Consider the following 14,290-nt stretch of genomic DNA (forward strand, 5'->3'; position numbering starts at 1 on the left):
ACCGTACTGAATGCTGATTTATTCCGAGTTCCTATTCTGTGCTCCTATTTTGAGCTGTCTCCTGGATTGACTGTGGCAAGGAACTGGAATGTCTCATTAAAAGCGCGGTCTAGTGCTTCGGGTGCGGAGAGATACACGTCGTGGAGAGCACCCGGAATCGCGACGTTGCGAGCCTGCGGTCCCAAGTGGGCAGTGGCATCGGCAATTTGCTCAGTGTTGAGGACAGAGTCAACGCGGCTGAGTTCCGGTGTGTAGTCGGAACCGAGAAGGTAGTTGTCCGAGTGGAGAACGAGCGTCGGCACGCCGGTATCGATACCGCGGCTGACACGTTGCTGGCCGACGATGATGGCATTGAGCCAACGCCAGTTCTTGTCATGGCCAGCCAGCGGCTTGAAAGTGCGGTTGTACTCCCAGCGTCCCTGGTGGTCGGCGCTAATGGATTTGCCATAGCCGCCCGCAGACTGCACCGGAATGAGACTGTTAGGGCGAATCCGCGACATAACGCGAGTCACCAGCGAGTACACGGGAGCCTTTGCCCGGGAAACGTGCAGAGTCAGCCACGGTGAGTTCAAGACGGCAGCTGTGACGGAAATATTGGGTGCTTGCGGGCAATGGCCGCCTGTGCTTCGTAACCAATCGAGCCAGAGCACGGCAATGAGACCACCAGTGGAGTGCGCATTAACAGTGACAGTTGTATGACCGGCGTGGTCTAACACTGCGAGTGCCCTGTTGAGATCCTCGAAGTAATTCGTTAGATCGCTGCAGCCATGCCAAGTCTGCCCCGGTTGGTGTGCGCGCCCGCACTTACGCAGGTCAATAGCGTAAAAGGCGTAGCCTTCGGCGTGGTACCGCTCCGCCACGTGCTTCTGGAAGAAATAGTCCGACATCCCGTGAATCCATAGAACCGCCGGACGTTTTTGGAAGTCGCTTGCCGACGAGTCGGGGCAGTAGCGGACCAATACCGCGTGTACGGATCCCTCACCGTCGGGATCCTGGCCGAGTTCGATGACATGTTGGCTGTAGTCTTCGCCTAGGTTATCGGGGTTAAAGGTGGGGGTAACGAAATCGGGAATATCGGTAGTCACAGGGTCAAGCCTAGCGCCGATTACCGGGGGTAGTGGGAATGTGTGCCACAATAGATTATGGACTGAGACGGTAGCTCTCTTTTGCGTCTTTAGTTGTGTGCGCGCATGTGAGCGAGCGCTAGTTTGAATCACTAATCAAGTTAGTAAGGATGTTGACAGCAAAATGGCTGATAACAAGCTTCCTGCTTCCAGTGGCGACGAGGTAGACGTCGTCCTCATCGGTGCAGGTGTAATGAGTGCGACGCTGGGTGTGCTGCTCAAGGAGCTCGAGCCATCCTGGTCACAGGTTCTGTTCGAGCGTCTCGATCAGCCCGCCAAGGAGTCTTCCTCCCCGTGGAACAACGCTGGTACCGGCCACTCTGCTCTGTGCGAGCTGAACTACACGCCGGAGAAGAACGGCAAGGTCGATGTCACCAAGGCTAAGCTCATTAATGAGCAGTTCCAGGTTTCCCGCCAGCTGTGGACCTCACTGATTGAAAACGGCACCCTGACTGACCCGAAGGAATTCATCAACCCAGTTGATCACACCACCTTCGCTCAGGGTCCGGAGCAGATGGCGTTCATGCGTCGTCGCTATGAGGCACTTGAGAAGGAGCCACTGTTCCACGGTCAGGAGCTCATTGAGGATCCGGACCGTTTCGCTGAGTACCTTCCGCTGATGTCCGAGGGTCGTGACTTCTCCAAGCCGGTCTCCGCTATTCGTAACCCGAATGGTACGGACGTTAACTTCGGTGCACTGACCAAGCAGTACCTGGCCGCACTGTCCGATATGGGTACTGAGATTCGCTACGGACACGAGGTCACCGGTCTGAAGCGCGACGGTTCCAAGTGGATCGTCACCGTGAAGAACCTGCACACCAAGGACGTTCGCACCCTGGTTGCCAACTTCGTATTCGTCGGTGCCGGCGGTGACGCACTGCCGCTGCTGCAGAAGGCTCGTATTAACGAGATTCGCGGTTTCGGTGGCTTCCCGGTCTCCGGCCAGTGGCTGCGCTGCACCAACGAGGAAGTCATTGCTAAGCATGACGCCAAGGTCTACGGTAAGGCTTCCGTCGGCACGCCGCCGATGTCCGTTCCGCACCTGGACACCCGTGTTATCGACGGCAAGCGCGGCCTGCTCTTTGGCCCGTACGCCGGTTGGAACATGAAGTTCCTCAAGAACGGTAACAACCTGGACCTGATTAAGTCCCTGCGTCCGGCCAACCTGCCGTCCATGATGGGTGTTGGTGTCCAGGAGATGGGGCTGACCAAGTACCTGATTACTGAGGTTTTGAAGGACTTCGACGCACGTATTGAGTCCCTGCGTGAGTACGTCCCGAACGCTCGCCCAGAGGACTGGGAGCTGATCGTCGCTGGTCAGCGCGTCCAGGTCATTAAGCCGATGAAGGCTCCGGTCTTCGGTACCCTCGAGTTCGGTACCGCGGTCATCAACTCGTGGGACGGCACCATTGCCGGCCTGATGGGTGCATCCCCGGGCGCTTCCATCGCTCCGGCTGTGATGATTAGCCTGATTGAGCGCTGCTTCGGCCGTCACATGGGCAAGTGGGCCCCGAAGCTGAAGGAGCTCGTCCCGTCCTACGGTACGCACCTGGCTGATGACCCGGCTCTGTTCAAGGAGGTCTGGGAGGCTTCCCAGAAGACCCTGAAGCTGGAGCGCTAGTAACTCACTGAAGAGCTTCAGAGAGTTCAATTAAGCCAACATTGTTCTACCCCGCTGTGAGCCATCCGCTTGCAGTGGGGTAGAACTGTGCTTATGGAAAAAATCACGTCAGCGACCACTGCACAAACAGAGCCCACTTTTCCTTTTACTGCGATCGTCGGGCAGCAGCGACTACAGCTTGCGTTGATTCTGACCGCGCTATCCCCGGAGATTGGTGGTGTCGTCATCCGCGGTGAGAAGGGCACAGCCAAGACCACTACGGTCCGCGCGTTGGCGCCATTTCTCAGCGGATCGTTGGTAAACCTGCCACTCGGCGCTACGGAAGATCGAGTCGTAGGCTCCATCGATGTGGAGACCGTCCTGACTACCGGACACGCACAGTTCAATCCGGGACTACTCAGCGCGGCTGACGGTGGCATTCTCTATGTCGACGAGATTAACCTGCTGCCGGATCATCTCGTTGACTCCGTGCTCGATGCCGCAGCCACCGGTCGCGTGGTTGTTGAACGCGATGGTATCTCGCACTCCGCAACCTCCAGGTTCGTGTTGGTCGGCACGATGAACCCGGAAGAGGGCGAATTGCGTCCCCAGCTTCTCGACCGCTTTGGTCTCGCCATCGACGTCACCGCATCCAAGGATCCGGCTGTCCGCGCGGAAATCGTCGCCCGCCGCCTCGACTTTGACGCCGACCCGGAGAGCTTTGTCGCGCGGTTCGCCGCCGACGACGATGCGCTACACGCTCGCATCGATCGCGCGCGCGCACTGCTTGACGACGTCGAATTGACCCCCAACATTCTTGGTCAAATTGCCACAGTGTGCGCTGCTTTTGATGTGGACGGGATGCGTGCCGACATCGTCATTGCACGTACCGCCCGCGCTCACGCTGCCTGGCGAGTAGCCGGGGACGAGTCGGCGCAGCCGGCACCCGGCAATCCAATTGAGATCACTGCGGAAGACATTAAGGTAGCTGCGGAAATGGCACTGCCGCACCGTCGTCGCCGTGACCCCTTTGATGAACCAGGACTGGACCAGGAACAGCTCGACGATGCTCTGCAGGATGCAGAGGAGCAGTTCCGAGATGACCAGAATCAGCCAGAGTCGAGTCCGGAGTCGGATCCAGAGCCCGATGCTGAGCAGGTCTCCCAGTTCGACTCCAACTCCGAACCTCAGGAGCCACAACAGTCGAATTCCTCGGGATCGAAGGGAGGTCGCGCCGCTGAAGGCGCCCCCTTTCGCCGTTCGTAAAATCAGCGTTGACGGTGTCGGCCAAGGGGATTCCGGTCGGCGTTCCAAGGCCATTGGCCCGCGGGGCAGCACCATTGGTGCCGAGCGGGGAGGCCATGGTCTCCACGTGCCGGCGACAGTGCTGGCGGCGGCCAATCGTGGCGCCCGCATGGGCGACTCCATGATTCCCCTGGAACCGGAGGACGTTCACGGCGCTATTCGACAGGGAACTGAGTCCAATCTGGTCGTCTTTGTCGTGGACACCTCGGGTTCCATGGCAGCACGCGACCGTCTGGCAGCCGTCACCGGCGCGGTCACTGCGCTGCTGCGTGATGCCTACCAAAGCCGCGATAAAGTCGCTGTCATTACTTTCCGCGGAAATAACGCCGAATTAGTTTTACCGCCGACGAAGTCTATCGACACCGCAGTACGTCGCCTCGCAGATGTCCGCACTGGTGGCCGAACTCCATTGGCCGAAGGATTGCTGAAGGCACACGAAGTGGTAGTTCGGGAAGCCCATAGGGAGCCCACACGGCGCGCAATCATGGTCTTGCTCTCCGACGGCCGAGCAACGGGTAAAAATGGCCTGCAGCAGGCGAGGGCTGTGGCCGCAAAGATCCGTCGTCAAGCGTTGGCGGCGACGGTGGTTATCGACTGTGAGCGCTCTCGCGTGCGGCTGGGGCTGGCACAGGAACTCAGCGTGGAATTGGGTGCGACCTGCATAAATCTCTCCGAACTCAATGCCGAAGCCGTGGCGGGCGTGGTCCATGCCTATCATCGAGACCATGGCACAAGGAAAGCTTGACCCCAAATCAATTCCCAACGATGGACTGACCACCAGGCAGCGTCGCATGATTCCGATTACTGCGGTGCATACGGGCCCAGGTAAGGGCAAGTCCACCGCGGCATTCGGTATGGCGATGCGCGCGTGGAATCAGGGGATGAATATCGGTGTCTTCCAGTTTGTAAAGTCGGCAAAGTGGAAGGTTGGCGAGGAAGCTGTCATGCGCCGGTTGGGCGAGCTTCACGACGACACGGGGGAAGGCGGCCCGGTCGAATGGCACAAGATGGGCGAAGGTTGGTCTTGGTCGCGTAAGCAGGGCACTGAGGAGGACCATGCGGCAGCTGCTGCCGAGGGATGGCAGGAGATTAAACGCCGCCTGGAAAATGAGGTGCACGACTTCTACGTGCTCGACGAGTTCACCTACCCAATCAAGTGGGGTTGGATTGATGTCGACGATGTGGTGGAGACATTGAGGAACCGTCCCGGCCGCCAGCATGTGGTGATGACTGGCCGCGATGCGGATCCGAAGCTCGTGGAGGTCGCGGATCTGGTGACGGAGATGACCAAGATTAAGCACCCGATGGATGTCGGACGTAAGGGACAAAAGGGCATCGAGTGGTAGCGCCTGGAATTGTCATCGCGGCGACAGCATCAGGCACGGGAAAGACGACAATCTCCACGGGCCTGATGCGTGCACTGTCGCGCCGTCACGCGGTGGCACCTTTCAAAGTCGGACCCGACTATATTGATCCTGGCTATCACGGGGTAGCCGCTGGTCGTCCCGGCCGCAATCTGGATTCCTTTATGTGCGCGCCTGAGATGATTGGGCCGCTCTACGCACATGGAGCTGCCGACAGCGATATTGCGGTGGTCGAAGGGGTTATGGGGCTTTTCGACGGCCGCATTGGTGACGACCCGCTATCGGTGGAGGGCTCGACGGCTGAGATTGCCTCACTGTTGGGACTTCCGGTGGTGTTGGTGATTGATGCCCGGCATATGTCGCAGTCGGCGGCGGCTGTTGTCCACGGTTTCTCCACGCTTCGCACTGACGTCCGTGTCAGTGGCGTGATTATTAATCAGGTGGGCAGCCCGCGGCATGCGGACATCATTACCCGTTCTGTGGAGACCATGGGGGTCGAGGTGCTCGGCGCTATTCCGCGAGTGACTGATATTGAGGTGCCCAGCAGGCATTTGGGGCTGGTCACTGCAGTCGAGCAGGGTGAGCAGCTAGAAGCGGTCATTGAATCGATGGCCAACTTGGTGGAGACCTACATCGACATAGACCGGATTATCCAGCTTGCCCGGCAGCCCTATCCAGCTGAACCATGGAACCCCGCACAGTTCGTTGTACCGCTGGCTACTCAGCGCCGCGTGCGTGTAGCGGTCGCGGCGGGTCCTGCGTTCTCGTTTACCTATGCAGAGCACCGTGAGCTATTGCAGGCCGCTGGAGCCGAGGTCGTGGATTTCGACCCATTGGTTGACGAACTGCCGGAAGCCGAAGGCTACATCGTGCCCGGTGGATTCCCAGAAGAGCATGCCGACGCGCTATCTATTCGTGATGACATTCGCCGCGATCTACGTCAGGCTGCCGACGATGGTGCGCTGATCCACGGCGAATGCGCGGGGCTGCTCTGGCTGCTTGAAGATCTCGGTGGGCGCCGTATGTGTGGCATCATCCCGGGGCGAGCGCACATGGCACGGTTGAAGCTGGGGTACCGGGAGGCTGTGGCGCTGACTGATTCTGTGCTGTGCCCGGTAGGAACGCGCGTGCGCGGTCACGAGTTCCACAAGACAGCCCTAACCGATGACACCGCAAGTGTCGCTGCTGCGGCCGGGTGGCAACCAGCCTGGGGTTGGCGTGGATATCAAGGCGAAACAGTTCGCGACGGCTTCGTTTCCGAGTCTGGGCGGATTCATGCCGGTTACCTGCATGTTCATCCGGCGGGTGCGCCGGGGAACGTCAGTCGCTTTGTCGCTTCGTGCGCCGGGTAAAGTGTTAGCTATGAGTTTGCTTCTCAAAGACTACGGTGTGTTGGTGATTGGCGGTTCCACGGCTGCAGAGCGCGTGATTCCTCGGCTGTTGGACTCTGGCGCTGATGTCACTGTGTGTGAAGGTGGGGAAGTAACAACTGCGATTGAGGCCTGGGCTGCAGACGGCCGTATTACTTTGACCCGCACCGGTTTTACCGAGGCGATGAGCTGGGGCAAGGCTCTCATGGTCTGCTGTGACGAGGCGTTGTTGCGTGAGGTGACTCTAGAGGGACACCGCCGAGGTATTCTCGTCGACGATGAAACCGGGGCTTCCAGCCCGCTTACTCCTGTGGCGCTGACCGGCCGTCGCGCGTCGCGCGCTGGGGACCTCGCTGGTCAGGTCGCACTCGTAGGCGGTGGCCCGGGCGACCCCGGTCTGATTACCGTTGAGGGGCGTCGCTTGCTCCGGCTTGCCGACGTTGTCGTTGCAGACCACCTCGGTCCACTGTCGCTGCTCGGTGACTTGGAGCCGGATGTCGAGATTATTGATGCCGGCAAGCTTCCTTACGGCCGCGCCATGGCTCAGGAGCGCATCAATGAACTGCTAGTTCATCGTGCCCGTGAGGGCTACTTTGTGGTCCGGCTCAAGGGTGGCGATCCGTACATCTTCGGCCGCGGTTTTGAAGAGCTTCAGGAGCTGCAGAAGGCTGGGGTACCGGTTCGCGTTGTGCCGGGTATTACTTCAGCACTGGCGGTACCGGGGACGATTGGCATCCCAGTTACTATGCGTGGCGTCAACCATGAATTCACTGTTGTGTCCGGTCACGTCCCACCGGGGCACAGGAAATCGCTGGTCAATTGGGATGCGCTGGGCCGGATGCACGGCACTATTGCCATCATTATGGGAGTTAAGAACGGGCCAAAGATTGCCGAGGCTCTGATGAAGGCCGGCCGCAGCCCGAAGACTCCGGCTGCGGTCATCCAGGACGGCACGCTGCCGAATCAGAGGTCGCTACGCTGCACACTCGGCGAGCTTGGCGAGAAAATGGTCGAAGAGGCAATCAAGCCGCCCGCGGTTATCGTCATCGGTGAAGTCGCCGGTCTGGATGAGGGCGATGAGTAAGAACAACAAGTTGAGCAACAACAAGTCGAGGAAGCGTGAGCCAGAGCAGCAAAAGGCAGGGCTTGTTACCCGACTGCTTGCCGACGATCAGCTGCGTAGCGCCATCTGGATGGGCGCTGCGACCTTCCTGGTGTTCTACCTCGGAACCATGATCATCTTCCGACTCCTTCTCCTCGGCGGAGAAGGATCGCGATACGACAGCATTTTCATCGCTATTATCGCTCTGATTGCCGCCATTGTGGCAGGCCGAAAGCGCTACAACGACGACATTTAGTTTTCCGGGACGCGGAAGATGAGGGTGTCGTCGTCAAGCGAGACGTCGTATCCTGCGGCGCGTGCGATGTCGACGGCCTCTGTGGGGGAGGTCGGTGTCGTGTCGGAAAGGGCGATGGCGCGGGCAAATAGGCCCTTGTAGTGCTTGTTGAAGTGGCTGACGATTTTGCCCTCGGCGGTGAGCACGGTCATCGTTGTCGCGCTCTTGACTTTGCCCAAATTGGCGTAGGTGCCGGAACGAAGGTCGATGAGGAAGTCGACATCATTGAGAGCCTCGGTGATGGCGGTACCCCAACGGCGCTTCATTGTGGGAGCCGCGTCGGCAGGCTGATCCGCGAAGGGGAGCTTGACCGTACCAGAGAGACGGTAGTGGGGGATGAGGTCGTCCCCGCCAATGACACCGAAGAGCGCTGACCCGATGGCGAGTCGAGCACGGCCGGTTTCCGGCAAATCGCTGGGGGAGAGTGCGTCGTAGAGCACCCCGGTATAACGCTCGAGAGCCGGCATGGTCGGCGACTCTAGGAGCGCGGCATTAGCTGTGACTTCGTCAGCAAGCCGTGGCCCCAGCTTCAGTGTTTCCATCGCGGCTTCCCTGTTCGCACTTAGCGCCACGAGATCGGCTGCAATGCGCTCGCGGATGGGGTTGAGGGAGCCGAAGCTCAGCGAGGAAAAGTCTACTGCGGGATGGCTGCCACCAGTGGCTTTGGTTTCAGAGGGGGGTAGGACTACGAGCATGGGCACCATAGTAATGCCCCGCATGTTGCGAAGAATGATCGACGGGTAAAATCAGCATTCATGATTACGCGAATGTCCCAGCTGTTCCTGCGCACACTGCGCGAGGATCCAGCTGACGCCGAGGTCCCTAGCCACAAGCTGCTCGTCCGTGCCGGCTACATCCGGCGAACTGCCCCTGGTGTGTACTCCTGGCTGCCACTGGGCTTGAAGGTTCTGCGCAACGTAGAGAAGGTTGTGCGCGAGGAGATGGAAGGCATTGGCGCACAGGAGCTGGCATTCCCTGCACTGCTCCCGCGTGAACCGTACGAGGCGACGAATCGGTGGACCGAATACGGCCCCGAGCTGTTCCGTCTGAAGGATCGCAAGGGCGCGGACTACCTGCTGGGGCCGACGCACGAAGAGATGTTCGCGCTGGCTGTCAAGGATCTTTTCAGCTCCTACAAGGATTTCCCGACGACGCTGTTTCAGATTCAGACCAAGTACCGCGACGAGGCTCGCCCGCGCGCTGGTATTCTGCGTGGCCGCGAGTTCGTGATGAAGGACTCTTATTCCTTCGACATGGACGACGAGGGGCTGGAGAATTCTTATCAGCAGCACCGCGGTGCCTACCAGCGAATTTTTGACCGGCTGGGCATTAAGTACGAAATCTGCCACGCCACCTCCGGCGCTATGGGCGGTTCGGCCTCCGAGGAGTTCCTGGCTGTTAGCGAAAGTGGCGAAGACTCCTTCGTAGTCTCCACCGACGGTGAGTACGCCGCCAATGTGGAAGCCGTGAAGATTCCGGCAGTTGAACCGCAGCCGATTGAGGGACAACCGGAGGCGAAGGTTTACGAGTCTCCGAACTGCACCACAATCGCAGCACTTGTTGATTGGGCCAATGGTGCGGACCTCGGACGCGAGGTCACTGCTGCCGATACTTTGAAGTGCGTTCTCGTCGCCGTCGACCCGAAGAAGGTCGATAAGGAGGGCAACGCCCTGCCGGAACAGCTCACCGCAATCCTGGTTCCCGGTGACCGTGAGGTCGATGAAAAGCGTCTTGAAGTCGCATTTGAACCGGGTGAGGCGCGCTTGCTGGAGGACAAGGACTTCGCAGCCAATGACTTCCTGATCAAGGGCTACGTCGGCCCGCAGGGGCTCGCCGATCGCGGTGTGAAGGTCCTAGCTGACCCCCGCGTGGCGGAGGGCACAAATTGGATTACAGGAGCCAACGAGGAAGGCAAGCACATCGTCGATGTGGTCGCTGGTCGCGACTTCCAGATTGATGGTATTTGCGATGTCGCAGAGGTGCGTGACGGCGACCCGGCTCCGGAGGGGCATGGCACGCTAAAGATCGAGCGCGGAATCGAGATCGGTCACATTTTCCAGTTGGGCCGCAAGTACACCAACGCCTTTGAAATCGACATCCTCGATGTCAACGGTAAGCGTGCTCGTCCGACGATGGGGTCCTACGGCATTGGCGTGTCCCGCCTGGTCGCTGTCCTCGCGGAACAGCAGTTGGATGAAAAGGGCCTCAAGTGGCCAGTTGCCGCGGCACCGTACAAGGTTCACATCGCTGTGGCCGGCAAGAACGCCGAAGCAGCTGAGGCCGCTGAACAGCTGGCGGAAGACCTCAGCCAGCAGGGCATTGAGGTGCTTTTCGACGACCGTCCGAAGGTCAGCCCCGGTGTGAAGTTCAAGGACGCCGAGCTGCTGGGTATGCCGTTTGTGGTCATCTTTGGCCGTGGCTACGCGGACGGCAAGGTGGAGCTGCGTAACCGCCTGACCAACGAGACCGACGAGGTCGCCGCTGACGGCATTGCAGCTCACGTCGCGGAGCTGGTTCGCAAGGCTTAGAGCCCGGGCAACGGCTCCAAGTTGTTGCCACCTAGCGCTGCCGCTCCGGCGGCAGCCACGCCAGCTGCCTGCAGCGCGAACATACGCATCCGAGGGTTATTAGCAGCGAGCAATACGTCTTCCCACGCCTGGGCACAATAGCGCTCCAATGCAATCATGTAATCGACGGGTGCCGTATCTGGCGAAGGAGCGCCTTCCGGCATATAGCCAGGTGCGCTCTCCGGCACCTCAACGTCGGAATCCTCCAAAATTAGTCGGGCACGATCGCGCAAAATTCGGTGGCGCTCGCCACGGGCCAAAAGTGCAGTAGTGGTATCGCCTCCGACACGTGGTGCGGCTACGCCGACACCGTAAATCATCATGTATTCGGCTTGCAGTGCCTTAGTCATCTGTTCTTCGGCACCCGAGATTTCATCCCTGTCACTGGGAATCAATGGGACAAGCTCCTCCCACTCAGCGCCCGCAACACGCAGAGCGAGGACGATACCGCCATCGACAGCCGTGGCGAGGCGCGCAGTGTGCTCCTCCCGCAATGCAGTGCGTGAATCCAGGGCATTCGTCAGTACGGGATTGTTTCGCGAGTCCGTGAGCAGTAGCTTCGCGTCGGAACCGGTAACCAGGGATCCTGGGACTGCTACGTCCGAGCCACATTCATCGACAGGTTTACCGTCCTTGTGGGTGCCGCAGGCGCGTGTGATTTCCTTATCCAGTTCGGTAACCTGCGCGGAGCGCACCGCTGCGAGGTCAGGATTGGCGTCGCTAAGCGACTGTGCATCGCGCGCCGCCAGCGCATGGAGAACCTCAATGGCGTAATCGGGGCGCGGTGCCACCAGATGCGAGCACGCGGAAAGCGCAGGAAGTGATCCCACGGCGAGGGCAGCAGCGAGGAAGCCACGGCGCGAGAGAGTACGAGTGCGATGCGATGCGGAAGCAAAACTGGGGGAGGGAGGTTCAACAATCACCTCACTATGGTGCCACGGCGGGCGGCACTTTGTGTCAATGCGGTATGTGGAAAGCGCCCAGGTGCGCAATTCCTAGTACTTGACCTGTAGACTCTACGACTATGGCGATACCCGCACCCGAGAAAATTGAACAGTTTGTGAGCCCGGCGCTCGCACAAATCGGCCTGGATGTGGAAGATGTCAAGGTCGTTCGCGCCGGCGCAAAGTCACAGGTCATTGTGTTAGTTGACGCAGATGAGCGTCCTGACCTCGATGTTCTGGAACAGGCCACGTATGAAGTATCTTCGGCTCTGGATGCCGCGGAGGCACGTGGTGAAGCGGACTTCGGCGCTCAGGGCTACACCTTGGAAGTTTCCACTCCTGGTATTGACGCACCGCTGACCCAGCCTCGGCACTGGCGTCGTAACCGTGGTCGTATTGCGGAGATTTCGCTTGCCGACGGTTCCGCGATTGCAGCCCGCATTGGTGCGCTGTCGCCGGATGAAGAATCCATCATTCTCGTTACCTCTAAGGGGCCAAAGGGACGTTTGAAGGCTGTTGGCCAGCGTGTCCAATTAACCAATGTGGCCCGTGCAGTGGTACAAGTTGAATTCTCTAATCCGCCCGCAGCCGAGAAGGATTTTGCGGGACTAGACTATGACAATGCCTTGACCAGGCTGGAGGATAACAAGTGAAGATTGAACTAGCTGCCCTGCGAACCTTGGAAAAGGAAAAGGGTATTCCTGTCGACGAAATGCTGGGACTGGTCGCCCGAGCATTGCGTGAAAGCTACCGTAACACCACCGCACCGGCACAGTATGCGCGCGTCGAAATCGACCGTGAGACCGGTGACGTCATAGTCTTTGCCCAGGAGCGAGACGACGAGGGCAATCTCATCTCCGAATGGGACGACACTCCGGAGGACTTCGAGCGTACCGCTGCATTCGCTGTTCGTCAGACCATCCTTTCGCGTCTGCGGGATGCGGAGAGCGATAAGGTTCTCGACGAATACGCAGACCTGTCTAATCAGGTCATTTCCGGCGTGGTCCAGCGCGATGTCTATGCCAATGAAAAGGGCATTGTCGTCGTCCACATCGGTTCGGAGGCCAACGGCCGAGACGGTATTCTGATGCCGGCTGAGCAGCTGCCAGGTGAGGAACTCAAGCACGGTGACCGCATCAAGTGCTACGTCGTCGGTGTGAACAAGACACCGCGCGGTGTTGCGATTCACCTGTCACGCACGCATCCGGAGCTCATTCGTAAGCTCTTCGAACTTGAAGTTCCGGAAGTTGCCGATGGGGCAGTGGAATTGATTTCCATTGCGCGCGAGGCCGGTCACCGCACCAAGGTTGCTGTACGCCCCACGGTCAAGGGCCTCAACGCTAAGGGCGCCTGCATTGGGCCCCGCGGTCAGCGTGTGAACTCGATTATGAATGAGCTCAAGGGCGAGAAGATTGACATCATCGACTACGACGAGGATCCGGCGAAGTTCGTTGGTAACTCGCTGGCGCCCGCCAAGGTAGTTAGTGTCAAGATTCTGGACATGGACGAGCGCCGTGCACACGTTGTGGTGCCCGACTACCAGCTCTCTCTTGCTATCGGCAAGGAGGGACAGAATGCCCGTCTGGCGGCTCGTCTGACCGGCTGGCGAATCGATATCCACTCCGACGCGGAGTAGACACAACGTCAGCGTCCCAGCGGTTGCGAAAGTGGCGGGAAAGTGCCTAGGGGGTTGGCACTTTTCCGCCTTTTCGGGTTATGCTGGGAGGTGGCCAAACGACAAGGCGTGATTTTCCTATGCGAATTTTCGCGCTGAATTTCTTAGCAGGAAGGTGGGTGCGTCAGGAGTATGACGACTTCGCGGGTGCTAAACCCGAATTCGACAACTCATACGCCTGCACCCACACGTACCTGTATTGCAACTAAGCAGCGCCACAATTGCTCGGAGCTGCTACGCATTGTCGCCACCACCCGTTCAGATGGCTCAGTAGCCGTCGTTGCTGATCCGCATCGTCGGATGCAGGGGCGAGGTGCCTGGATCACCCCAACACTAAAGGCTTGGGAGATCGCCGACAAGCGCCGTGCATTTGGCCGCGCACTGAAGGTATCTACGCAGGTAGATGCGTTTCCGGTTAAACAGTTTATCGCCACGCACTACGAAGCGGCGGAGGGTTTCGCCCCCGCTGACGATGTGCGTGTCGCTAAGCAGGGAGGCAGGAAAAATGACAACAGAAAGACCTGAACACTGATGAGCACACGATGAAGCATCAGCGATGAACGGCAATAGATAAGAGGGAGCCCTGCAGGCGCTCTCGGTGCGCGGACAAATCCGCCATCGGGCGCTGCTCGGCCCCCACTAGTGAGGAGAGCAGTGTCCGGAAAGCTACGTGTCCATGAGCTCGCTAAGCAGCTCGGGGTCACCAGCAAAGAACTACTCGCCGAGCTGAAGGCTCAGGGCGAGTTTGTTAAGACCGCTTCTTCGACGGTGGAACCACCCGTCGTCAGGAAGATGAAGAAGGTCTACGAAGAGAAGAATGCTGGCGCAGGTGCTGACGCGTCTGCCCAGGCCCCAACTACCAAGGCTGCTGCTAAGTCGGGTGCCAAGCCAGCTGCAAAACCAGGCGCTAAGCCTGCTGCACCAGCGGCGGCAAAGCCGGGTGC

Annotated in this window: 15 protein-coding genes; 12 read left to right on the plus strand and 3 right to left on the minus strand. The window is 59.3% G+C overall.

Annotated features, from left to right (window positions below):
• Nucleotides 1-44 precede the first annotated feature (44 nt).
• On the minus strand, nucleotides 45-1,085 hold the full coding sequence (locus ADM64_RS09740) for an alpha/beta hydrolase (RefSeq protein WP_049170801.1): 1,041 nt from the start codon (nucleotides 1,083-1,085) through the stop codon (nucleotides 45-47).
• Between the two features lie 163 nt (nucleotides 1,086-1,248).
• Here ADM64_RS09740 and mqo point away from each other — a divergent pair, with 163 nt between their 5' ends.
• From mqo to ADM64_RS09775, 7 genes are all read left to right on the plus strand, one after another.
• Nucleotides 1,249-2,745: a malate dehydrogenase (quinone) gene (gene mqo / locus ADM64_RS09745; protein ID WP_049170803.1), complete on the plus strand. Its 1,497-nt coding sequence runs from the start codon at nucleotides 1,249-1,251 to the stop codon at nucleotides 2,743-2,745.
• 93 nt (nucleotides 2,746-2,838) lie between these two features.
• Nucleotides 2,839-3,990: an ATP-binding protein gene (locus ADM64_RS09750; RefSeq protein WP_049194032.1), complete on the plus strand. Its 1,152-nt coding sequence runs from the start codon at nucleotides 2,839-2,841 to the stop codon at nucleotides 3,988-3,990.
• A gap of 106 nt (nucleotides 3,991-4,096) precedes the next feature.
• A complete protein-coding gene (locus ADM64_RS09755) occupies nucleotides 4,097-4,774 on the plus strand; it encodes a vWA domain-containing protein (RefSeq protein WP_241486360.1) in 678 nt (225 codons plus the stop codon).
• On the plus strand, nucleotides 4,755-5,375 hold the full coding sequence (gene cobO / locus ADM64_RS09760; RefSeq protein ID WP_042389270.1) for a cob(I)yrinic acid a,c-diamide adenosyltransferase: 621 nt from the start codon (nucleotides 4,755-4,757) through the stop codon (nucleotides 5,373-5,375). Before ADM64_RS09755 ends, cobO begins: the two co-directional genes overlap by 20 nt.
• Nucleotides 5,369-6,745, plus strand: a complete 1,377-nt coding sequence (locus ADM64_RS09765) for a cobyrinate a,c-diamide synthase (protein ID WP_049170806.1) — start codon at nucleotides 5,369-5,371, stop codon at nucleotides 6,743-6,745. Before cobO ends, ADM64_RS09765 begins: the two co-directional genes overlap by 7 nt.
• Before the next feature lie 10 nt (nucleotides 6,746-6,755).
• Nucleotides 6,756-7,847, plus strand: coding sequence for a uroporphyrinogen-III C-methyltransferase (gene cobA, locus ADM64_RS09770; RefSeq protein WP_049170808.1), 1,092 nt, complete (start codon nucleotides 6,756-6,758; stop codon nucleotides 7,845-7,847).
• Nucleotides 7,840-8,121 carry a hypothetical protein gene (locus ADM64_RS09775; RefSeq protein WP_016422579.1) on the plus strand — a complete coding sequence of 94 codons (282 nt, stop codon included), beginning with the start codon at nucleotides 7,840-7,842 and terminating at the stop codon, nucleotides 8,119-8,121. The genes cobA and ADM64_RS09775 overlap by 8 nt, the downstream gene beginning before the upstream one ends.
• Here the strand turns inward: ADM64_RS09775 and ADM64_RS09780 are convergent.
• The gene (locus ADM64_RS09780) at nucleotides 8,118-8,855 is read right to left on the minus strand and encodes a YaaA family protein (RefSeq protein WP_042389272.1); all 738 of its coding nucleotides are present in this window, start codon (nucleotides 8,853-8,855) and stop codon (nucleotides 8,118-8,120) included. The genes ADM64_RS09775 and ADM64_RS09780 overlap by 4 nt on opposite strands.
• A 60-nt stretch (nucleotides 8,856-8,915) precedes the next feature.
• On the opposite strand from ADM64_RS09780, the gene ADM64_RS09785 reads away from it, so the two are divergent.
• Nucleotides 8,916-10,688, plus strand: a complete 1,773-nt coding sequence (locus ADM64_RS09785) for a proline--tRNA ligase (RefSeq protein ID WP_016422581.1) — start codon at nucleotides 8,916-8,918, stop codon at nucleotides 10,686-10,688.
• Here the strand turns inward: ADM64_RS09785 and ADM64_RS09790 are convergent.
• Nucleotides 10,685-11,650 carry a DUF4439 domain-containing protein gene (locus ADM64_RS09790; protein ID WP_049189652.1) on the minus strand — a complete coding sequence of 322 codons (966 nt, stop codon included), beginning with the start codon at nucleotides 11,648-11,650 and terminating at the stop codon, nucleotides 10,685-10,687. The genes ADM64_RS09785 and ADM64_RS09790 overlap by 4 nt on opposite strands.
• A gap of 101 nt (nucleotides 11,651-11,751) precedes the next feature.
• Here ADM64_RS09790 and rimP point away from each other — a divergent pair, with 101 nt between their 5' ends.
• The 4 genes from rimP to ADM64_RS09810 all read left to right on the plus strand — a co-directional run.
• A complete protein-coding gene (gene rimP, locus ADM64_RS09795) occupies nucleotides 11,752-12,324 on the plus strand; it encodes a ribosome maturation factor RimP (RefSeq protein WP_049194033.1) in 573 nt (190 codons plus the stop codon).
• On the plus strand, nucleotides 12,321-13,307 hold the full coding sequence (gene nusA / locus ADM64_RS09800; RefSeq protein WP_016422584.1) for a transcription termination factor NusA: 987 nt from the start codon (nucleotides 12,321-12,323) through the stop codon (nucleotides 13,305-13,307). The genes rimP and nusA overlap by 4 nt, the downstream gene beginning before the upstream one ends.
• A gap of 171 nt (nucleotides 13,308-13,478) precedes the next feature.
• Nucleotides 13,479-13,871 (plus strand): YlxR family protein, encoded by a 393-nt coding sequence (locus ADM64_RS09805; protein WP_016422585.1) that lies wholly within the window; start codon nucleotides 13,479-13,481, stop codon nucleotides 13,869-13,871.
• A gap of 129 nt (nucleotides 13,872-14,000) precedes the next feature.
• A partial coding sequence (locus ADM64_RS09810; RefSeq protein ID WP_049189653.1) for a translation initiation factor IF-2 N-terminal domain-containing protein occupies nucleotides 14,001-14,290 on the plus strand: 290 nt, incomplete at its 3' end.

This window comes from Corynebacterium sp. 401_CJEI (assembly GCF_001076435.1).
Classification (GTDB): domain Bacteria; phylum Actinomycetota; class Actinomycetes; order Mycobacteriales; family Mycobacteriaceae; genus Corynebacterium; species Corynebacterium jeikeium_D.